A 21,804-nucleotide genomic window follows, 5' to 3' on the forward strand; every position below is an offset into this window, starting at 1 on the left:
TCAAGCTTACTTGTTTTTCTTGGTATTACGGCCATATACCAGCCAGGTGATGACCACACAGGCGATATAGAAGACGAGGAATACCTTCATCGCACCCGCCGGAGAGCCGGTCAGATCCAGTGAGATACCGAACGCTTTTGGAATAAAGAAGCCGCCAATCGCGCCAATCGCAGAGATAAACCCAAGCGCCGCAGCGGTATCGGTGGCGGCTTCACGCATCGCCTGCTCGTCGCTCCCGCCCTGCGCTTTCACGCGGTCCATGGTCAGCTTGCGGAAGATGACAGAGATCATCTGGAAAGTAGACGCACTGCCCAGCCCGGCGGTCAGGAACAGCACCATGAAGACGCCGAAGAAGGCAAAGAAGTTACCTCCCTCACCACCCGCAGGCAGCGTCAGGAACAGCAGCGCACAGAAGATGGCCATCAATACAAAGTTCACCAGCGTAACGCGCGTTCCGCCCAGACGGTCGGAGATCATCCCGCCCAGCGAACGTGCCAGCGCGCCAATAAACGGACCGAAGAAGGCAAACTGAAGGATCTGTACGTCCGGGAACTGGGTTTTCGACAGCATGGCAAAGCCTGCGGAGAAACCGATGAACGAGCCGAAGGTCGCCAGATACAGCAGTGCCATTACCCACAGGTGGCCACGTTTCAGAACCGGCAGCTGCTCGCTCAGGGACGCTTTGGACGCGGACAGGTCGTTCATGAAGAACCATGCCGCCAGGGTAAAGACCACCAGGAACGGTACCCAAATCCAGGAGGCATTTTGCAGGAACAGCACTGAACCGTCGGGCTGCGTCACACCGCCGCCGCCAAACGCCGCAAAGATGGAGACCGAGATCGCCAGCGGAGCAATCAGCTGCATCACGCTCACGCCCATGTTACCCAGACCGCCGTTAATGCCCAGCGCACCACCCTGCTTCGCTTTCGGGAAGAAGAAGCTGATGTTTGCCATACTGGACGCAAAGTTCGCCCCCGCAAAGCCGCACAGCAGAGAGATAATCACGAACACGCTAAACGGTGTAGAGGTATCCTGCACCGCAAAACCGAGCCACACGCACGGCACGATCATGATCCCGGTACTGAAAGCCGTCCAGCGACGACCACCAAAGACCGGCACCATAAACGCGTAAGGAACGCGCAGCAGTGCGCCTGAAAGCGACGGCAACGCAGTCAACATAAACAGCTGATCGGTGGTAAAGGTAAAGCCCACTTTTGGCAGGTTAACCGCAACCGCACTGAACAACATCCAGACGCAAAACGCCAGTAACAGACATGGCACGGAAATCCACAGATTACGACTTGCTATACGGTGGCCGCGCTGTTGCCAGAACGCCGGATCCTCTGGACGCCAGTCTGTAATAACGGCACCAGTTTCCCTTTCGGGAGCGGAAGAGTGACTCATAGACACCTCTGATTCTCGAATGATGCTGCAAACATTAGGGCTTTAGGGCGGCGGTAAGTTGATATAAATCAAAGGAAAAGTGGGAGGTTTTGCGGCGAAAAAAAAGCCATCACTCTTAATGAGTAGATGCAAAACGTAAAAAAGGTGTGGTTTTTCACGGTGCTGACGCATCCCTGCTTCGTCCACCCACTAACCGTTACCTGTCTGGCAATTTAGAGGTAATCCTTTATTGGTATGGGTATACTCCAGGGTATGCACCAGAATAGCGCCATTCCTGCAATCAGGTCACGTCAGGAGCCCGGCAACTCTATGTTAAAAAGATGTTTATCTCCGCTGACGCTGGTTAACCAGCTGGCGCTTATTGTTCTGCTGTCCACCGCTATCGGTGTGACCGGCATGGCTATTTCTGGCTGGCTGGTACAGGGTGTGCAGGGTAATGCGCATGCCATCAACGAGGCAGGCTCGCTACGTATGCAGAGTTACCGGCTGCTGGCGTCGGTGCCGCTGACGCAGGCTGACCAACCGCTTATCGACGAAATGGAGCGTACCGCATTCAGCCCTGAACTGGAAAGAGCCGCCATCCGTGACGGCCAGCAATCTCAGCTTAAGGCGCTTCAGGGCTACTGGCATACTCAGCTGGAGCCCGGGTTAAAGCGGGCGGAAGACCGGGAAACGGTCGCCCAGGATGTCGCCGGGTTTGTTTCACGCATCGATCATCTCGTCTCCTCGTTCGATCGCACCACAGAGTTACGCATTGACCGCGTAGTGATGGTTCACCGCGCAATGGCGCTGTTTATGGGTTTGCTGCTGATTTTCACGGTTATCTGGTTGCGCGCGCGGTTGCTTAACCCCTGGAAGCAACTCCTGGCGATGGCCCGCGCCGTCACACAGCGCGATTTTACCCAACGCACGCACATCAGCGGGCGCAACGAAATGGCGATGCTCGGCGAGGCGCTCAACACCATGTCGGCGGAACTATCTGAAAGCTACGCGGTACTGGAAAAACGCGTCCAGGAGAAAACCGCCGGGCTTGAGCAGAAAAACGAGATCCTCTCTTTCCTCTGGCAGGCGAACCGTCGCCTGCATATGCAAGTACCGCTTTGCGAGCGTCTCTCGCCGGTACTGAACGGCCTGCAAAACCTGACTCTGCTCCACGATCTTGAGCTACGGGTTTACGACGTTGAAGATGAGGAAAACCATCAGGAATTTACCTGTCAGTCGGACATCTCCTGCGACGATAAAGGGTGTCATCTTTGCCCGCGCGGCTTGCCGCCGCTTACCACCAGCGGCACGACCCTCAAGTGGCGGCTGATGGACAGCCATACCCAGTACGGTATTTTGCTGGCCACCCTGCCCGCCGGACGTCACCTGAGCCACGACCAGCAGCAGCTGGTCGATACTCTTGTAGAGCAGCTCACGGCCACGCTGGCGCTCGACCGTCACCAGGAGAAACAGCAGCAGCTGATCGTGATGGAGGAGCGCGCCACTATCGCCCGCGAGCTGCATGACTCCATCGCCCAGTCCCTCTCCTGCATGAAGATGCAGGTGAGTTGCCTGCAAATGCAGGACGAAGGCATGCCCGAGAGCAGCAAACAGCTGCTCAGCCAGATCCGCAACGAGCTTAACACCTCGTGGATTCAGCTTCGCGAGCTGCTGACCACCTTCCGTTTACAGCTCACCGAGCCGGGGCTACGCCCTGCGCTGGAGTCCAGCTGTCAGGAGTTTAGTGCCCGGCTGGGCTTCCCGGTGAAGCTGGATTACCAGTTGCCACCGCGTTTTGTCCCCTCTCACCAGGCGATCCATTTGCTGCAAATTGCCCGTGAAGCCCTGAGCAACGTGCTCAAGCATGCCGAGGCGACGGCCGTCACGGTCACCGTCAGCTGCCAGGATAATCAGGTGAAGCTCAGGGTTCAGGATAACGGCCGCGGCGTGCCGGAAAATGCCGAACGAACGAACCATTATGGTTTAATCATCATGCGAGACCGCGCGCAAAGCCTGCGCGGTGATTGCCAGGTTCGCCGGGGAGAGTCAGGTGGCACCGAAGTCGTGGTCACCTTTATACCCGAAAAGCCCCTCATAACTGCTCAAGGAGAAAACCATGACTAATCAGGAACCGGCATCTATCCTGTTGATTGACGATCATCCGATGCTGCGCACTGGCGTTAAACAGCTTGTCAGCATGGCGCCCGATATCACCGTCGTCGGGGAAGCCAGCAACGGCGAACAGGGTATTGAACTTGCCGAATCGCTCGATCCTGATTTGATCTTGCTCGATCTCAACATGCCGGGCATGAATGGCCTGGAAACCCTCGACAAGCTGCGGGAGAAATCCCTCTCTGGCCGGGTGGTGGTCTTCAGCGTCTCAAACCATGAAGAAGACGTGGTCACCGCCCTCAAGCGGGGGGCAGACGGCTATCTGCTGAAAGATATGGAGCCGGAAGATCTGCTCAAGGCGCTGCAACAGGCTGCCGCAGGCGAGATGGTGCTGAGTGAAGCGTTAACGCCGGTACTGGCCGCCAGCCTGCGTGCGAACCGCGCCACGTCTGACCGTGACGTCAGCCAGTTGACCCCGCGCGAGCGCGACATTCTGAAGCTGATTGCTCAGGGTCTGCCGAACAAAATGATCGCCCGCCGTCTGGACATCACCGAGAGCACGGTCAAAGTGCATGTCAAACACATGCTGAAGAAAATGAAGTTAAAATCCCGCGTCGAAGCCGCCGTCTGGGTGCATCAGGAGCGCATTTTTTAACTTACTCATCCGGCAGCAACTTCCACCGTGGATCGTCGGCAGGCATTGCGACGAGCGGTTGCACCACGGAAAGCGTGATCTCATTGGAGGAGACACGCTGCCCATCCTTATCTTCCACCACGGCCGTAAGCCGCCATTCGTTTTTCGCCCCTTCCGCGTCGTTCCAGGCGGGCATGATTATGCTCCAGCCTTCGCTGCTGTTGCTGTTTGCCGGTGAGGTCAGGCTGAGCGCCTGGGTATCACCCAGCCAGTGGATCTGACGGATACCGTGCGTGCTGCGAATTTGCAGCTTCAGCATCACAGTTTCGCCTGGCTTAAGATCCCACGGCGGCGTGGCCAGATAGACCGAGAGGGTTTTACGCTGACGGAATTCCATCACGGGCAGATTATCACGCTCAGGTGAATCATAGCGGCTGCCCCGCAGCGAGCGCGTCGCCGCCACTTCCCCGGCGGAAAGCTGTTTCGCCAGCGGCACGCCAAAGCGATAGTTGAGCTTCAGCCCGAGGTTATTCTGGCTAACGCCGCTCTCTCCCTGCTTATGGGCAGCCGTCAGGGTGACCAGCGGAACGGGGGTATAGTTCAGCCCCAGGTTGACCGCAACCGGGTTGTGATACCCCGTACCGCTGTTAAACAGATCGACGTTATCGCCAAAATACTGTTCAAAGCTGACGCTGGTGTTCAGGTGATGAAACCAGGGAAGCCAGGCTTTGGCCGTTACGTCGTACCCGCGCGCCATGCGCTGCTCCCGGATGTCGGAACGCGGCTGCCAGCCAGCGAACGGCTGGTAGTAATTGGCCGACAGGCGAAGGTTTTCGCCCCACGCCTCTGCGCCCAGTCCGGCACGTTGCAGGTTGTCTTCCAGCAGGTTGTCGTAAAAGGTGTTGTAGCCCAGCAGCCAGTTTCCGGCAACCCAGCGCTGCCCGATCCCGACGTTGCTCACCAGCCCGTCTGTCTGCTGCGTCAGGCCAAGCTGGCTCCAGCTCAGATAGCGGGTGTTGTCGTTCCAGGGGATAAACCAGCTTCCGCTGCTGCCGTTAAAGTTGCCGTCGTCATCCACCAGTACATTGACGTTGGCGTTACCCCAGGGGGAAAGCCAGGATTCAATCTGCTCGTTGACTTCCCCGCTGACGGCATCCCGCACCTTGCCAAACGCGAACTGTCGCGCCTGCTGACCGGCCGTCAGGCCGTTATCGATCATACTGGCTTCACCGAAGGCCTTTGCCATTTCAGCCAGGTGCTTTTCGCCTTCGGTAGTCGGTTGCGCCATACCGAGATCCGGCAGACTATCGCCGTTATTATCAAACGGGTTTTGCGCCTGCTGCACGAAGGATTTCGGCGCACCGTGAACGGCTCCAGCCGTAAGAAGGGGGAGTAACAGCAAAAAATGGATGCGGGACGATACAGCCTTCAACGTCGTCAATCAGAACCTGTGTTTATGAACAAACACTTATTATGTTAACGCCATAAGCCCTGAAAACCAGTCTTAACAGAAATTTCAGGAATATCCTGAACAGAATTGTCGGGTGGCGGCTTCGCCTTACCCGACCTACAAATTCGTGCCGGTGCGAAGCCGCCACCTGACGCCTTTACACTATTATCCCAACAACCCTTTCAGCTCCGGCAGGCAGGAGCCGCAGTTCGTACCGCAACGCAGCTTCACGCCCAGCGCTGCGGCAGAATTACAGCCTCCGGCTATCGCCTTACGTATCGTATTTTCACCCACGCTAAAGCAGCTACAGATAATTCGCCCGGGATCGGCATCTTCGCCCGGCCGTTGTCCGTGCAGCAGCGCGTGGCGTTCAGCGAGTTGTACGGGCGCAGCAGCAAAGGCTTCTTCAATAAACGCATGCGCCAGCGCCGGCAGCGTCTGGCCTTCCCAGTAGCCCAGCATCAGCTCGCCGTGATGCCAGGCAAGCACGCTGCTGCGTTCTCCCGTCTGTGCCACCTGTAACTGCCAGCCCCGACCGCTGGCGTACGCCATGACCCACGACAGCAACGGCTGCTCCCCCGCCACCGTCAGACGTGAGGCTTTACGCCACCAGCATACCGACGGCGGCAGCGCTGGCAACTCGCGGGCATACAGCTCCCCCTGCCAGGCGGGTAGCCAGGGCAGGATCCTCACCGCGGTTTGTTTACTCTCCGGCTGGCCGGACCAGGCATCAACCCGCCCTTCCACCAGCGCGTTGACCTTCCCCTGCCGGGCAAACTGCGCGTTCCAGTGCATCGGCGCAAACAGCTCGCCCGCACGCTGTGCGGTAGAGATACGTACTCTGGCAACCATGACCCCGCGCGGGGAACTTATCCGCGCCAGCTGGTCGTCAGTCAGCCCCGCGCGCGCCGCATCGGTTGCGTTCATCTCAATAAAAGGCTCATCGATATGCTGCATCAGGCGCGAAACATACCCCGTGCGCGTCATGGTGTGCCACTGATCGCGGATCCGCCCGGTATTCAGTATCAAGGGGTACAATTCGTCGACGCCTGCCCCATGCGAGGAAGGGTCAACCGGTACAAGCTTTCTTTGCGGGAAATCACCGGCATGCCACTGATAAGGCGCCAGCTCGTCCCACGCCTCTCGCGACAGCGACGCCAGTTCGCGCAGGTTTAGCGCCCGTTCGCCGTTATTTTCAAACGCCGTCAGCGCCGCATGTTCACAAAATATCTCATGAGGGTGTTCCCAGGCGAAGGCATCGCCATAACCGAGCTGCTCTGCGATCCGGGCGATGATCCACCAGTCCGGTCTGGCCTCGCCCGGCGCAGGCAGAAACGCGCGCTGGCGCGAAATACGCCGCTCGGAATTGGTCACCGTTCCGTCTTTTTCGCCCCAGCCCAGGGCGGGAAAACGGATATGAGCAAACCGGCTGGTGTCCGTCTCCTGCATCACCTCAGATACTATTACCAGCGGGCAGGCTGCCAGGGCCTGGCACACCGCGTGGCTGTCGGGAAGTGACACGGCAGGATTGGTGCCCATGATCCACACCGCCTTCACCTCGCCGCGGGCAATCGCGTCAAACAGCTCTACCGCCATCAGCCCCGGCGTTTGTGCCAGCCGCTCGGTTCTCCAGAAACGCGCCACGCGCGAAAGATCGTCCGGCTCGAAGTTCATGTGCGCCGCCAGCTGGTTCGCCAGCCCACCCACTTCCCGCCCGCCCATGGCGTTTGGCTGTCCGGTCAGCGAAAACGGGCCGCAGCCCGAACGATTGAACTTCCCGCTGGCAAGATGCACGTTAATGATGGCGTTACACTTGTCGCTGCCGCTGGAGGACTGGTTGATCCCCATGGTGTAGAGCGTGATCGCGCGTGGCGCAGTGACAAACCAGTCGTAGAAGGTGCCAATCTCGTCTGAAGGCAGATCGCAAAACGCGGCCACGTGAGGAATCTGCCACTCGCCGCTCCCCTGAATCAGATTGAGCAATCCTACAAACAGCCCGGCGTCGCTGCCGGGCTTAAGCGCCAGATGCAGGTCAGCGACATCGCAGGTGGCGGTTTTGCGCGGATCGATCACGATCACTTTCATCTGCGGGTTGCTGCGTTTTGCCTGCACCAGCCGCTGATACAGCACCGGATGCGTCCAGGCCGCGTTTGAGCCAACGAGTACCACCAGATCGCTGTTTTCCACGTCCTCGTAGCTGCACGGCACAATGTCTTCACCGAAGGCGCGTTTGTAGCCCACCACCGCTGACGACATGCACAGCCGCGAGTTGGTATCAATGTTCGCCGCCCCGATAAAGCCTTTCATCAGCTTGTTGGCCGCATAGTAATCCTCGGTCAACAGCTGGCCGGAGGCATAAAACGCCACCGCCTGCGGCCCCCATTCGTTGATGATCTTCCGTAGCCGCTCGCCCGCTTCACCCAGCGCCTGCGGCCATGCCACCTCCATGCCGTCAACAACCGGGCGCAGCAGACGTCCCTGCAACCCCGTCGTTTCCCCGAGGGCAGATCCTTTTACGCACAGGCGACCAAAGTTCGCCGGATGAGTTTCATCCCCACGAACGCTTACCGCGCCATCTTCCACACTGGCGACCACGCCGCAGCCCACCCCGCAGTAAGGGCACGTTGTACGGGTTTCCGTCATGAGGCCTCCGCACGCATCACCAGCTCTTGGCTTCCAACCCAAACCTTGCCGTTTTCAATTTTTACCGGCCAGGCGCGCACCACGGGTTCGCCGTTCTCCACCTGACATCCATCGCGCAGACGTATGCGCTGCTTGTAAAGCGGGGAAATCACCACCGGCTCGCCCGCGGCATCGCCAAGGATGCCGCGCGAAAGCACGTTCGCGCTGCTGCCCGGCTCCAGGTCGTCCAGGGCATAAACGGACGTTCCAAAGCGGAACAGCGCAATCGGTTTTCGGCCAAGCCGCGCGCCGATGCCCGCCTGCTCGGGGATATCATCGATGCCGCAAATTTCCTGCCAGCGCTTGCTCTCCGCCGCGGCAGGTACATTCACCGCGGTACGGAACAGCGCCAGGCGATCAGGATCGTTGAGGGTGGTTTGCCATTCGCACTGATAGGTCTCCACCACCCGGGCCATCTCCTGCTCCAGCTCGTGGGCGATCCCAAGGCTGTCGTTCAGGATCACCTCGCGCAGATAGTCGAGGCCGCCTTCCAGGTTATCCATCCAGGTACTGGTGCGTTGCAGACGATCTGCCGTGCGAATGTAGAACATCAGGAAACGGTCAACGGTGCGGATCAGCGTTTCGTCGTCCAGATCGCTGGCAAAGAGATCCGCGTGGCGCGGCTTCATCCCGCCGTTGCCGCACAGATAAAGGTTCCAGCCCTTGTCCGTGGCAATCACCCCCACGTCTTTGCTCTGCGCCTCTGCGCACTCACGGGTACAGCCGGAGACCGCCATTTTGATTTTGTGCGGCGCACGTAACCCCTTGTAGCGATGCTCCAGTTTGACCGCAAGGCCGGTGGAGTCCTGCACGCCATAGCGACACCAGGTCGACCCGACGCAGGATTTCACCGTGCGCAGGGATTTCCCGTACGCATGACCGGTCTCAAATCCGGCCTCCACCAGCGCCTGCCAGATTTCCGGCAACTGTTCGAGCGTCGCGCCAAACAGGTCAATACGCTGTCCGCCGGTGATTTTGCTGTAAAGGCTATAGCGTTTCGCAATCTGGCCTATGGCGATCAGCCCGTCGGCCGTAACTTCCCCGGCAGGCATGCGCGGCACGATGGAATACGTTCCGTCCTTCTGAATATTGGCAAAGTAGCGGTCGTTGGTGTCCTGCAGCGGCAGATGCGCCGGTTTCAGCAGGTATTCGTTCCAGCAGGAGGCCAGCACTGATCCCACCAGTGGTTTACAGATCTCACAGCCGTGCCCTTGTCCGTAACGGCTGATAAGCTGGTCGAAGGTCCGGATATGGTTGACGCGCACCAGGTGGTATATCTCCTGACGCGAGTACGGGAAGTGCTCACAGATATCTTTTTTCACCTCCACGCCCTGCTCCGCAAGCTGGAACTCCATCACCTGCTTCACCAGCGCGCTACAACCTCCGCAGCCGGTCGCTGCTTTGGTGCACTGCTTAATGGCGCCGATATCCGTTGCGCCCGCGCTTACCGCCAGGCAGATATCCCCTTTGCTGACGTTATGACACGAACAGATCTGCGCGCTTTCCGGCAGCGCCGCCACGCCCAGCGCTTTCGGCGTGCAGCCTGACGACGCGGGTAAGATCAGCGTTTCCGGCTCTTTTGGCAGACTGATGCCGTTAAGCATCATCTGCACCAGCGTGGCGTATTCGCTGGCATCGCCCACCAGCACGCCACCCAGCAGGGTTTTGCTGTCGTGACTGACCACAATTTTTTTGTAGATTTGCTGCGGCCCGTGCGTCCACTGGTAGCTCAGCGCCCCCGGCGTGCGCCCGTGGGCATCACCAAACGACGCCACATCCACCCCCAGCAACTTGAGTTTGGTACTCATATCCGCGCCGGTGAAGCGCTTCTCCTCACCCGCCAGCACAGCGGCGGCCACGCGCGCCATCTGGTAGCCCGGGGCCACCAGGCCAAAGATTTTCCCCTCCCACAGCGCGCATTCCCCGATGGCAAGCACGTCCGGATCGGAGGTCCGGCAGCCGTCGTCAATACAGATCCCGCCGCGCTCGCCAATAGCCAGCCCGCTGCTGCGCGCCAGCGCGTCCTGCGGACGAATACCGGCAGAGAAGACGACCATGTCCGTTTCCAGCTGTTCACCATCGGCAAAACGCAGCACCAGCCCGTCGTCTGCGGTGGCAATCTCCGTCGTCGATTTACTGGTGTGTACCCCTACGCCCAGCGCCTCAATTTTCCTGCGCAGCATTGCCGCACCGTCGCTGTCGAGCTGCACCGCCATCAGGTTCGGCGCAAACTCCACCACGTGGGTTTCCAGCCCTAGCTGCTTAAGCGCATTCGCCGCCTCCAGCCCCAGCAGGCCGCCGCCAATTACCACGCCGCGGCGAGAGCCTGCCGCATGGGCCGCAATGTTGTCCAGATCGTCGAGGGTGCGGTAGACAAAACAACCCGGCAGATCGCTGCCCGGAACGGGCGGTACGAACGGGTACGAGCCGGTCGCCAGCACCAGCTTATCCCAGTGGGTTTCATGGCCGCTGGCGGTACGCACAACGTGTGCATCACGATCGATAGCGACAATCTGCTGCGAGAGGCGCAGCTCTATACCGTTATCGGCAAAGAACTCCCCCGCCACCAGCGAGAGCGAGTCCGCGCTGCGTCCGCCAAAATATTCCGACAGATGCACGCGGTCATAGGCGGCATAGCGCTCTTCGCCAAAAACAATAATCTGATACTGCTGATGCAAATTGCGGTTAACGCAGTCTTCGAGGAAATGATGGCCGACCATACCGTGCCCAACCACCACCAGAGTAGGTTTTGTCATAGCGTTCTGTCCTGCAACCTGCGGTTGCGTTGTGAAACGATCGAACAGCCAGTCCGCGTGGGCGGGCGCAGCCGTTGCCAGTAAATCGGTAAAGGTTGCCGCGCTGCGGCAGTCACCCAGCAGCAGCACGCCAGCCAGCGTCCCCTGATGGATCAGTAAACGTCGATAGTGACGGGTCAGCGGATCCCATGAACTCCATACCACATCGTCCGCCTGCGCCGTCGCGCGTCCGAGGCTGAACAGCTCCACGCCGGTCACCTTAAGACGCACGCCGTTGTCGGTCCGGGTAAACGGCGCGGTGATCTCCCCGGCCAGCCGCGCGGCGAGAATATCCGCCTGCGCCAGACAAGGGGCGACCAGGCCAAATGTCTGGCCGTCAATTTCACAGCACTCGCCGATGGCGTAGATATCCGGCACGGAGGTTTGCATCTGGTGATCCACCACGATGCCGCGCGCGCAGTGAATGCCGCTGGCTTTTGCCAGCGCAACGTTGGGTTGTACACCCGTGGCCAGCACCACGCGCGCGGCGGTGACGCTGTGCCCGTTGAGTAGCGTCACGCTCTTGCCGTTAATCGCCGCGATGCCAGAGGCGAATTCACAGCTAACACCCCGCGCCGCCAGCGCCTCTTCAAGCAGCAGTCCCGCCTGCTGATCCAGCTGCTGTTCCATCAGCCAGGGACCACGATGGATAAGCTTGACGTTGTCACCGTTGCGCGCCAGCGCTGCCGCTGCTTCCACGCCAAGTACGCCACCGCCCAGCACTACCGCCGGACCGGAGAGGTTCTGGATGGCGCGGGCCTCTGCCAGGGTGCGAAAGGTGAACACATGCGGCGCATCGCCGCCGGGGATCGGCGGCACTACAGGGGTAGACCCGGTGGCAAACACCAGCGCATCCCAGCCCAGCGTGCGAGCAGAGGTACGCACTTTACGCGCGTTAACGTCTACTGCGAGCACCGTTTCTCCTCGCAGCACCGTCACGCCTCGTGCCGTGTACCAGTCTTCATCGTGCAGACAGATGTGCTCCGCCTGCTTTTCACCACTCAGCACCGGCGAAAGCTGGATGCGGTTGTACGCCTGCTCCGGCTCGTCACCGATGACGGTGATAGCAAAACGACCGGGCACACGCCCGGTGAGCGATGCAATCAGCCGGGTTGCCGCCATACCATTACCGATAATGACCAGTCGCATCGTGCCCCCTCATTACGCCGCTTTCGGCTGTTTTTCGTAGAGGAAATGGAGGATCTGCTGGCGCATATGGTGATAGCGGCTATCGTCCGCCAGCTGCACCCGGTTGCGCGGGCGCGGCAGATCGACGCGCAGGATCTCACCCACGGTGGCCGCCGGGCCGTTGGTCATCATCAGTACGCGGTCAGAGAGCAGTACCGCCTCGTCCACGTCGTGAGTGATGAGCACGATGGTGGTGTTCAGCGCCTGCTGGATCTGCATCACCGAGTCCTGAAGATGGGCACGCGTCAGCGCATCGAGCGCGCCAAACGGCTCATCCATCAGCAGCACTTTCGGCTTCATTGCCAGCGCCCGGGCAATACCGACGCGCTGCTTCATACCGCCGGAGATCTCCCCGGGGCGCTTATGCAGCGCGTGGCCCATCTGCACCCGGTCGAGATTGTGCTCAATCCACTCTTTGCGCTCGGCCTTACTCATGGTGCGACGGAAGACCTGATCCACCGCCAGCGCCACGTTGTCGAAACAGGTTAACCACGGCAGCAGCGAATGGTTCTGGAACACTACCGCACGCTCAGGCCCCGGCCCGGCGATTTCGCGGTTGTCGCAAATCAGCCCGCCTTCCGTCGGCAGCGTGATCCCGGCGATCAGGTTTAACAGGGTCGACTTGCCGCAGCCGGAGTGACCAATCAGACTGACGGTTTCGCCCTCGTGGATATCAAAAGAGACGTTTTGCAGTGCCAGAAACTCGCCGCTGGCGGTGGAAAAACGCTGGCTCACGGCCTGGACCTGAATTAAAGGTTTCATCTTCACTCCTTATTTTTCCTGCCAGCTAAAGCGACGGGCGATCAGCATCAGCCCCTGCTCCAGCAGCAACCCGACCACGCCAATGATGACGATGGCGATGAGAATGTTTTCGACGTTGAGGTTGTTCCACTCATTCCAGATCCAGAAGCCAATGCCTAAACCTCCGGTGAGCATCTCGGCGGCGACAATCACCAGCCAGGCAATGCCAATGGAGAGACGTACCCCGGTCAACACCGCAGGCAGCACGGCGGGGAAAAGAATGCGGCGCATGATGGTCCACTCTGAGAGTTGCAGCACCCGGGCCACGTTGAGGTAGTCCTGCGGAATACGGCGCACCCCTTCGGCGGTGTTAATGACCATCGGCCAGATGGAGCAGATAAAAATGGTCCAGCTCGACGCGGGCTCCGCTTTCTGGAACAGCAGCAGGCCGATAGGCAGCCAGGCCAGCGGGCTGACCGGACGCAGGAGCGCGATCAGCGGGTTGAACATGCGGGAGAAAAAGGTGAAGCGCCCAATCAAAAAGCCCAGCGGAATGCCCGCCAGCGCCGCCAGACCGAAGCCGATGGCGACGCGCTGCAACGACGCCAGCACGTTCCAGCCAATGCCCATATCGTTTGGCCCGTCGCGATAAAACGGATCGGCAAACAGGGTCATGGCCGAATCAAGCGTGCTGAGCGGCGTCGGGAAACCTTTACTGTTTATCGCCGCCAGCTGCCAGAGCACCACCAGCAGACCGAGACCGAGCAGCGCCGGGATGACGCGCTGTAAAAACTCATTCATCCGACGCGTAAACGCTGGCGCACGACGGCGAACCTGTAGCGGAGGCAGGACAATCACTTCCCCGCTCTCTGACTTCTCTTGTGGTTGCGTATTTTGCAGATGCTGCATACTCAGGCCCCTTTACGGTGAATGGCGAAGCGGTTGGCGTACCCTTCCGGATCGGTGCCGTTCCAGACGGTGCCGTCCATCAGGGTACTGCTGCGATACGGTGATGACGGTGTGGACATGCCGCCCACGGCGGTCGCGGCATCCTGCCAGACCGCGGTCTGGTTAATGCGCTGTGCGATGCCCGCATAATCCGGCGCGGCGTTGAGCAAGCCCCAGCGACGGAACTGGGTTAAGAACCACATGCCGTCGGAGAGATACGGGTAGCTCACGGCACCCTCATTGAAGAAACGGATCGGGTGCGCATCCTGCCAGCGCTGACCGAGCCCGTTGTCGTATTCGCCGAGCATGCGTCCGGTGAGGTATTGTTCCTTGCAGTTGAGCCATGCGCGGCGCGAGAGGATCTGCGCGGTTTCACGTTTGTTTTCCGCTGACGCCTCGATCCAGCGCGCGGCTTCCATCACGGCGCTCACCAGCGCCCGTGCGGTGTGCGGATTTTTCACCACCCAGTCGCGTCGGGTGCCGAGGATCTTTTCCGGGTGATCGGCCCAGATGGACTGTGACGTGGCGGCGGTAAACCCGATGCGGTCGTTAATCGCCCGCGCGTTCCACGGCTCGCCGACGCAGAAACCGACCATGTTGCCGATGCGCATGTTCATCACCATCTGTGGCGGCGGGACCACCACAGTGCGCACGTCGTCAAACGGGTTAATGCCCGCACTGGCCAGCCAGTAGTAGAGCCACATAGCGTGTGTCCCCGTCGGGAAGGTATGCGCGAAGGTGTAGGTTCCCGGTGCCTGCTGTGTAATCAGCTTTTTCAGCCCGTCGAGATCACGAACGCCCTTCTCCGCCAGATCGCTGGAGAGCGTAATGGCCTGACCGTTCTGGTTGAGAGTCATCAGGTTCGCCATCTGCTGCGGCTTGCCCGCGATACCCAGCTCCAGTCCGTACAGCAGGCCGTAAAGAATGTGTGCGGCGTCCAGCTCCCCTGCCACCAGCTTGTCGCGCACCGCCGCCCAGCTCGCCTCTTTAGTAGGTACAATGGTAATGCCGTGTTTTTTATCGAACCCTTTCAGGGCCGCGATAACCACTGGCGCGCAATCGGTCAGGGGGATAAACCCGATACGCACGGTATCCTGCTCCGGCTTATCTGACCCCGCCGCCCATGCGGCCTGCATGACACCCGGCAACAGCATCGCACCACTCGCCAGCATGCTGGCCTGCAATAACCGCCGTCTCGACAAATCCGCCATAATTGCTCCTGAAAAAAGGCAAAAAAAAGCGCCCGACGGTGCTGAAGCACCGCTGGACGCCTTTATCCCGAAGACGTATGCACCGCCGTTGGCGCATCGTCAAAAATAGTTAATCTGTTAATGCAAAGGTGATGCCAGCTTTTTAACCCCGGCTTTACGGGGTTTCTGCAAGGAGAGCGCTCTTTTACGCACCTCAATCAGGCATTAAATGCCCACTGACTGTGCAACTACTCCCCAGGGGGTACCTTCCACAGATTTTTCACCGTAAGGAGCGCACGGGCGATATCCACCATGCGTTGGTTTTTATCCATCGCCATTTTGCGCAGGGCTGTCCACGCCTGCTCCTCGCTCATGTTCTGATGCGTCATTAGCACGCTTTTGGCTTTGTCGATGGTCTTGCGCTCCTCCAGCGTGTCGCGCAGGGAAGCAAGCTGACGGGAGAGTTGCTCAATTTCACGCGCCTGCTGGCGCACCAGCGGCAGCAGTGGTCTATCCGGAAATCGCGCCAGGATATCGTCGTACTCATCGTCTACGTGCAGGTTTTCGCTATAGCGACGCTCCTCAACTGCCGTCATCAGATCGGCAATGGCCACCTCCTCCAGCGTGCGCAGATGCTCAAGGCGCGCGGTTTGCAGGGCAAACCATTTGAGGGCGGTATCGCCATTATCTGCCGGAGGCTGGCGGGTGCACGCTTCACGCCTGAGTTTTTCAGTCTCCAGACCCGGCTGACAGTTGAGGGTAAACGTCTCCTGCACGTCTGGAGTGCAATGGGAGATAAAAACCTCAAAGCAGGCCTGCTGGCCATCAATGCGATCCACCAGCCGCTGGCGAGTTTCATCGTCAAAGAAGCCCTGGGTAAAACCAATAGCCCCTAACGCCCGCTCTTGTCCCACAAGTTCTTTGCCCTGCATCAGGCTGTAAAGGGCCACAAATCGGCCCGCGATGTGCGGATCGTCAATGCTGTCGCTGAGTTGAGGTACGATATTGAGCAGATGACGCAGTATGCGGCTGTAGTGTTCCATCGCCTGCGGCGCGGTGACGCGTTGACCTGTAACGCAATCACGCAGCACCGTCAGCGTTTCAAGGCCGTGCAGTGCACTGGCGATACGTTCGCAGAGGGCGCTGCCCGGCAGCGGTTCGTTAAACAGGAGGTGCAATGCCGCAAGGTTTTCATCCACCAAAGCCCTGCTGGCCTTGCATTCAGGCCCGTACAATTTACCCTGCGAGCAGAGCCAGACATTTGACGCACCGCGTTCGCACTGTAGCATATGCACCAGTCGACTGATGCCGTTCACCAGTGCGCCCAGCTGCGCTAATCTGCCGAGCTGTTCCTCCCGCAGCATTCTTGCACGCTGGAACCATTCGGTCGCGCCAGGCGAACTGCCAGCCACTATCGTCATTGTTTCTCTCTCCGATACATATTCTTCGGTATGAGAAGCAATATTCGTGCCTTTTCAAAGAACAGGAGTCAACATGCAGAAGATTGTGATCGTCGCCAACGGTGCGGCCTACGGCAGTGAATCCCTTTTTAACAGTCTGCGCCTGGCAATCGCGCTGCGCGATAAGGAGAGTGAGCTGGAGCTGCGCCTCTTTTTGATGTCCGATGCCGTCACGGCCGCGCTGAAGGGGCAGAAACCCGCTGAGGGCTACAACATACAACACATGCTGGAGATCCTGACCGCGCAAAACGTTCCGGTCAAGCTGTGCAAAACCTGTACCGACGGTCGCGGCATTACCGGGCTGCCCCTGATTGATGGCGTGGAAATTGGCACGCTGGTTGAACTGGCTGAATGGACTCTTACCGCTGATAAAGTATTAACTTTTTAATAATAAATCGCTAAAAATATTATTTTCTTATGGACGCGGTTTCAGCATCAAGTTTACCTGCGCCATTGCCGATAGGCATGGAAACAACACAGCAGGTATTACACTTATGTTCAGATCCATTCGCGCCCGCATTATTGCGGCGACGACAGGCTGTATGGTCGTCGCCCTTCTTCTTAATACCATTATCAACTTTCATGTCACGCGCCAGGATAATCAGCAGTCGCAGCGCGATATACTGACCAGCACCAGCGCCAGCCACAATATGGCGATTGCCGACTGGGTCAAAAGCAAAATGACGGTGATTGCCTCCGCGCAGAGCATCGCGCTGGCTGACGATCCGGTTCCGGTGTTTAAGCAATTAGCCCAGGCGGGCGGCTTCACCAACGTCTACGCAGGCTACGCCAGCAAGACGGCGAAATTCTCCGATCCTGCGGGGGTCCCGGCGGATTATGACCCAACCATTCGTCCCTGGTATCAGCAGGTGGTGAGCACGGATGGCCCGGTTGTGACGGCGCCCTACGTTGATGCCGGGACCGGGAAGCTGGTGGTGACGTTTGCCGTACCGGTGAAGGAGAATGGTACTCTGAAAGCGGTGGTAGCGGGCGATGTCGCCATGGATAGCGTGGTGGCGAACGTGCGCGGGATCCACCCAACGCCTGCCAGCAGCGGGTTGCTCCTGAACAGCGACGGCACGGTTATTGCCGCCAACGAGCCAACCCTGACGCTGAAGCCGTTTACCGGGACGATCAAAGGCATCGACCTTACGGCGCTGAAGAGCGGTAATCCGGTCGACGGGACGCTGAATGATGAGAAAAAAACCTTTATCGCCTCAGCCGTGCCGGGCACGAACTGGCTGCTGGTCGTCGCCCTCGACAGCAGCGACGCCACCTCCGGCATGCGTTCCTTGCTGAAAGCGTCGGCAATCTCGCTGGTGATTCTGGCGCTTCTGAGCGGCGCCATTGTCCACCTCCTGATAGCCCGCCTGCTTAAGCGCCTGTCCGACATTCGCGACGCGATGCACAGCATTGCCAACGGCACCAACGATCTGTCCCAGCGTCTGCCGGATAGCGGTGATGACGAAGTGGCGCAAATTGCGCAGGCGTTTAACGCCTTCAGCAATAAGCTCTCGGTGGTGATGGTCCAGCTTCGCGACGCCAGCGCCTCAGTGAAAAACGCCGCGCAGGAGATTGCGGCAGGCAATCAGGATCTCTCCGGACGTACCGAGCAGGCCGCGTCCAGCCTGCGTGAGACCGCCAGCGCCGTGGAAGAGATAACCGCCTCCGTCACCCAGTCGAATGAATCGGCCGAAGAGGCCAACGACCAGGCCAGTAAGGCCTCTGCGGCCGCAGCGCGCGGCGGCGAAGTTGTCTCGCAGGCAATCAGCACCATGCAGTCCATCGAAGTGGCTTCTGCAAAGATTGGCGATATCACCAGCGTGATTGACGGCATCGCCTTCCAGACCAACATTCTGGCGCTTAACGCCTCCGTCGAAGCGGCTCGTGCCGGTGAGCAGGGCCGTGGGTTCGCGGTCGTTGCGGGGGAAGTGCGTAATCTGGCCAGCCGCAGCGCTCAGGCGGCGAAAGAGATCAAATCCCTTATTGACTCCACTACCGAAAGCGTTGCAACCGGCTCCCGGTTTGTGCACCTTGCGGGCGACAGCATGGATGAGATCCGCGCCAGCGTCGGGAGCGTGTCTGGCATTATGCGTGAAATATCTATTGCCACCCGCGAGCAGATGAAAGGGATCCATGAAATTAACCACGCGGTGACTCACCTGGATCTCATGGTGCAGCAGAACGCTGAACTCGTTGTACAGTCTGCTGCGGCGGCCAGCGCGCTGCAAAGCCAGGCGGGCGACCTTGCTGAGACCGCTGGCCATTTCCGCATATAATTTTTCCCGGACGCGCGTTAAGCAGGGAAAACGCGCGTCCGCTGAAAGGTTTCAGGGATTTTGTCATTTTTGTTTAATCGTTGCGCCATTTTTTGATCGAAATCAGCATCACCCACCTTCCCCTTTGGTGTTATGCAATGAGTAAATTGTGAACAACATCACGCTCGGGATGGGCAAAAACGACGGGGTATAAAAAATGGCACGAGTTAAAACGAGTCTGAAACTGTTTGGCGGGGATACGGTAGTGGTGCGTTGCTCAGAACGTTGCCGCATCCATCTGATGAGTACAAAAGGGCAAAAGCAATCGCAGGCAGATATCCTTACCGTCCAGGATGATAAGGCCTGGCTGACGGTGCCTTACACCGGCACCTGGGATGTGCTGATCGACAGCCACAGCCAGTCGCTCGAACATTCCGTAAGTTACGTGGCAGCATAACCATAAACGCCCGGCCAGCCGGGCGTATTATCAGGCAAAACCCGGGCGGAGCGTATTGCTGAGCGAGTTCCCTTCCAGCAGCGCTTTAACCTTCACCACCAGCTCACTCAGACAGTCGTCCTGCATACCGAGACGCGTCAGCTCCTGATCGAGCGAGAAAAGGTACTGGGCGTTAGTGCCCAGCGGTCCACTGGCGGCGGCAATCAGCGGGGCAATCACCTGGGTTCGGGTGTCGGCTTCATAGAGCGGGTGGCGCGGATCCATAATGAACACCAGCGCGTTGACGGTGCGGCCGTCGTCCAGTTCCAGCTTGCACCAGCTGGGCATATAGCAGCCGGTGATCATCTCGCGCTTCCACAGCAGCGTGAGCTCATCTTCCAGCGTGGTGTCCGGCAGCCGGTATGCCACGCCCGTGGTGCGCCCGCCCTCTTTTAGTGCAAGCATACGTCCAGGCTGACAGGCGCTGCCGCGTCCGGCGGTCAGGCGCAAACAGAAGGCGCGGTGCCAGCCAGGCAGCGTTCCGGTTGCCGATTCAACAAACTCGAGCGCCGGGTTCCACATCAGAGAGCCGTAACCAAAAATCCAGACCGGGCCATCATCCGGGCGGCAGGCCAGCGTTGCCGCAAGCGACGCCGCACGTTGTTCAGCCGACCACAGAAGCGATTCCTCAATAGCACCAAATGCCGTCTTACAATCTGCCTTCATCAAGAAATCACGCGTTAACACATTCCACCTCCGCCACTGCATGCTTCCTTGCGACATCTTTAATGCGCCTTCCCGGCATTCTGTGCTGTTCATTTTAACACCAGTTGAGCAACGATAAGCAATTCGCGGGCCAGATGCAATACAGCGGCAGTTCAACCGCCTGAAATGTCAAAATGGAGGCAGCGTATTATTCGGCAGTTATTTCTTTTTGTGCCATTTGTCATCATCCCCTTTCTCATAGTCATTTTTTACGGCGGCCCAGGCCACTTTATGCGCCGTCTCTTCACGGCTGGCATCGTCCCGGCGATCTTCTTTTTCTTTGTACTGATCCCAGGCGCTGTTAAAGGCTTCTTTGTAGATATCCTGAGCGTGGGCAGGCAGTACGTTTTGCACGTTATCCGGTAATTCGCTTTTCGATTTGTATGGCATCGTTAACCTCTCTTTTGGCTAAAAGATAAGTGTGGACGACGATACGCCAGGGTGCCAGCCGACAGCAAGAAATGAACTAATTAAGAGCGCAAGACGTTGTTATTAAATTAATATTTTGTGTAAATAAGGTATTATAAGCTTCAGGAAGAAAATTCCCATTAAAGGGTAAAATTAAGTAAAAAATACAGGGTATTTAACCGTTTTCTGTTAATTTAACACCCTCAAAATCTATCTATAATTACAAGCACCTGCACTGTTGGAGAAACACATGACAGCAACACACGAGGCGGTAAAGACCCGCCACAAGGAGACCTCTCTCATTTTCCCGGTTCTGGCACTGGCTGTGCTGCTCTTCTGGGGAAGCAGTCAGTCATTGCCAGTGGTTGTGGGGATCAATATTCTGGCTCTGGTGGGTATTTTAACCAGTGCATTTAGCGTGGTACGCCATGCGGATGTTTTAGCCCACCGTCTTGGAGAGCCGTATGGGTCATTAATTTTAAGCCTTTCGGTTGTGATTCTTGAGGTCAGTCTAATTTCCGCATTAATGGCCACCGGCGACGCCGCACCAACGTTAATGCGCGATACGCTCTACTCCATCATTATGATTGTTACCGGCGGCCTGGTCGGTTTTTCGCTTTTATTAGGTGGCCGCAAATTTGCCACCCAGTACATGAACCTTTTTGGCATTAAACAGTATCTGATCGCCCTGTTCCCGCTGGCGATTATCGTGCTGGTATTCCCGATGGCATTGCCGGGCGCAAACTTCACCACCGGCCAGGCGCTGCTGGTGGCGCTGATTTCCGCGGCAATGTACGGCGTGTTCCTGCTGATCCAGACCAAAACGCACCAGAGCCTGTTTGTTTACGAGCATGAAGACGACGGCGACGATGATGACCCGCATCACGGTAAGCCGTCGGCCCACAGCAGCGCGTGGCACACGGTTTGGCTGATCGTGCATCTGATTGCGGTAATTGCGGTCACCAAGATGAATGCTAACCCGCTGGAGGCGCTGTTAACTGAACTGAACGCGCCGGTCGCCTTTACCGGTTTCCTGGTAGCCCTGTTGATCCTGTCGCCAGAAGGCCTGGGAGCGCTGAAAGCGGTGCTCAATAATCAGGTGCAGCGTGCGATGAATCTGTTCTTTGGCTCCGTTCTGGCGACCATCTCCCTTACCGTTCCGGTGGTCACGCTTATTGCCTTTATGACGGGGAATGAATTGCAGTTTGCGCTGGGTGCGCCAGAGATGATTGTGATGGTGGCATCCTTGCTGCTGTGCCAGATATCCTTCTCCACCGGCCGCACCAATGTGCTGAACGGCGCGGCGCATATGGCGCTGTTTATTGCGTATCTGATGACGATATTTGCGTAA

16 protein-coding genes are annotated in these 21,804 nt (G+C 58.4%); 6 read left to right on the forward strand and 10 right to left on the reverse strand.

The genetic code is table 11. The features are described 5' to 3' along the window. Nucleotides 1–6 precede the first annotated feature (6 nt). Entirely contained in the window at nt 7–1,404 is a 1,398-nt protein-coding gene (locus HWQ15_RS21125) for a NarK family nitrate/nitrite MFS transporter (protein ID WP_022648363.1), read from the reverse strand. A 309-nt stretch (nt 1,405–1,713) separates the two neighbouring features. Here HWQ15_RS21125 and narX point away from each other — a divergent pair, with 309 nt between their 5' ends. Both narX and narL read left to right on the forward strand, forming a co-directional pair. Further along, entirely contained in the window at nt 1,714–3,510 is a 1,797-nt protein-coding gene (narX, locus tag HWQ15_RS21130; protein WP_058677184.1) for a nitrate/nitrite two-component system sensor histidine kinase NarX, read from the forward strand. After that, nucleotides 3,503–4,153 carry a two-component system response regulator NarL gene (gene narL / locus HWQ15_RS21135; RefSeq protein WP_003856701.1) on the forward strand — a complete coding sequence of 217 codons (651 nt, stop codon included), beginning with the start codon at nt 3,503–3,505 and terminating at the stop codon, nt 4,151–4,153. Before narX ends, narL begins: the two co-directional genes overlap by 8 nt. Nucleotide 4,154: 1 nt before the next feature. Here the strand turns inward: narL and HWQ15_RS21140 are convergent, their stop codons facing one another. From HWQ15_RS21140 to nasR, 7 genes are all read right to left on the reverse strand, one after another. Further along, nucleotides 4,155–5,573, reverse strand: a complete 1,419-nt coding sequence (locus HWQ15_RS21140; protein ID WP_063148601.1) for a YchO/YchP family invasin — start codon at nt 5,571–5,573, stop codon at nt 4,155–4,157. Between the two features lie 174 nt (nt 5,574–5,747). Next, nucleotides 5,748–8,225, reverse strand: coding sequence for a nitrate reductase (locus HWQ15_RS21145; protein WP_063148600.1), 2,478 nt, complete (start codon nt 8,223–8,225; stop codon nt 5,748–5,750). After that, nucleotides 8,222–12,208 (reverse strand): nitrite reductase large subunit NirB, encoded by a 3,987-nt coding sequence (nirB, locus tag HWQ15_RS21150; RefSeq protein ID WP_074143578.1) that lies wholly within the window; start codon nt 12,206–12,208, stop codon nt 8,222–8,224. Before nirB ends, HWQ15_RS21145 begins: the two co-directional genes overlap by 4 nt. 12 nt (nt 12,209–12,220) lie before the next feature. Then, nucleotides 12,221–13,009: an ABC transporter ATP-binding protein gene (locus HWQ15_RS21155; protein ID WP_042715167.1), complete on the reverse strand. Its 789-nt coding sequence runs from the start codon at nt 13,007–13,009 to the stop codon at nt 12,221–12,223. 9 nt (nt 13,010–13,018) lie between these two features. Then, the gene (gene ntrB, locus HWQ15_RS21160) at nt 13,019–13,897 is read right to left on the reverse strand and encodes a nitrate ABC transporter permease (protein WP_022648369.1); all 879 of its coding nucleotides are present in this window, start codon (nt 13,895–13,897) and stop codon (nt 13,019–13,021) included. Between the two features lie 2 nt (nt 13,898–13,899). Continuing rightward, nucleotides 13,900–15,147 (reverse strand): CmpA/NrtA family ABC transporter substrate-binding protein, encoded by a 1,248-nt coding sequence (locus HWQ15_RS21165; RefSeq protein WP_022648370.1) that lies wholly within the window; start codon nt 15,145–15,147, stop codon nt 13,900–13,902. A gap of 227 nt (nt 15,148–15,374) precedes the next feature. After that, on the reverse strand, nt 15,375–16,547 hold the full coding sequence (gene nasR / locus HWQ15_RS21170; RefSeq protein ID WP_063148599.1) for a nitrate regulatory protein NasR: 1,173 nt from the start codon (nt 16,545–16,547) through the stop codon (nt 15,375–15,377). Between the two features lie 73 nt (nt 16,548–16,620). Here nasR and HWQ15_RS21175 point away from each other — a divergent pair, with 73 nt between their 5' ends. From HWQ15_RS21175 to HWQ15_RS21185, 3 genes are all read left to right on the forward strand, one after another. Further along, nucleotides 16,621–16,974, forward strand: a complete 354-nt coding sequence (locus HWQ15_RS21175) for a DsrE/DsrF/TusD sulfur relay family protein (RefSeq protein WP_023300288.1) — start codon at nt 16,621–16,623, stop codon at nt 16,972–16,974. Between the two features lie 106 nt (nt 16,975–17,080). Further along, entirely contained in the window at nt 17,081–18,865 is a 1,785-nt protein-coding gene (locus HWQ15_RS21180; RefSeq protein ID WP_063148598.1) for a methyl-accepting chemotaxis protein, read from the forward strand. A gap of 196 nt (nt 18,866–19,061) precedes the next feature. Then, entirely contained in the window at nt 19,062–19,301 is a 240-nt protein-coding gene (locus HWQ15_RS21185) for a hypothetical protein (protein ID WP_015570352.1), read from the forward strand. A 30-nt stretch (nt 19,302–19,331) separates the two neighbouring features. Here HWQ15_RS21185 and HWQ15_RS21190 read toward each other — a convergent pair whose 3' ends face one another. Both HWQ15_RS21190 and chaB read right to left on the reverse strand, forming a co-directional pair. Next, the gene (locus HWQ15_RS21190) at nt 19,332–20,027 is read right to left on the reverse strand and encodes a gamma-glutamylcyclotransferase (RefSeq protein WP_058646419.1); all 696 of its coding nucleotides are present in this window, start codon (nt 20,025–20,027) and stop codon (nt 19,332–19,334) included. A gap of 177 nt (nt 20,028–20,204) precedes the next feature. After that, complete coding sequence (gene chaB / locus HWQ15_RS21195) at nt 20,205–20,435, reverse strand: putative cation transport regulator ChaB (RefSeq protein ID WP_045308279.1); 231 nt, start codon at nt 20,433–20,435, stop codon at nt 20,205–20,207. Nucleotides 20,436–20,703: 268 nt separating this feature from the next. Here chaB and chaA point away from each other — a divergent pair, with 268 nt between their 5' ends. After that, entirely contained in the window at nt 20,704–21,804 is a 1,101-nt protein-coding gene (gene chaA / locus HWQ15_RS21200; RefSeq protein ID WP_003856672.1) for a sodium-potassium/proton antiporter ChaA, read from the forward strand.

The sequence above is a fragment of the Enterobacter sp. DSM 30060 genome, from assembly GCF_013375955.1.
Lineage (GTDB): Bacteria > Pseudomonadota > Gammaproteobacteria > Enterobacterales > Enterobacteriaceae > Enterobacter > Enterobacter intestinihominis.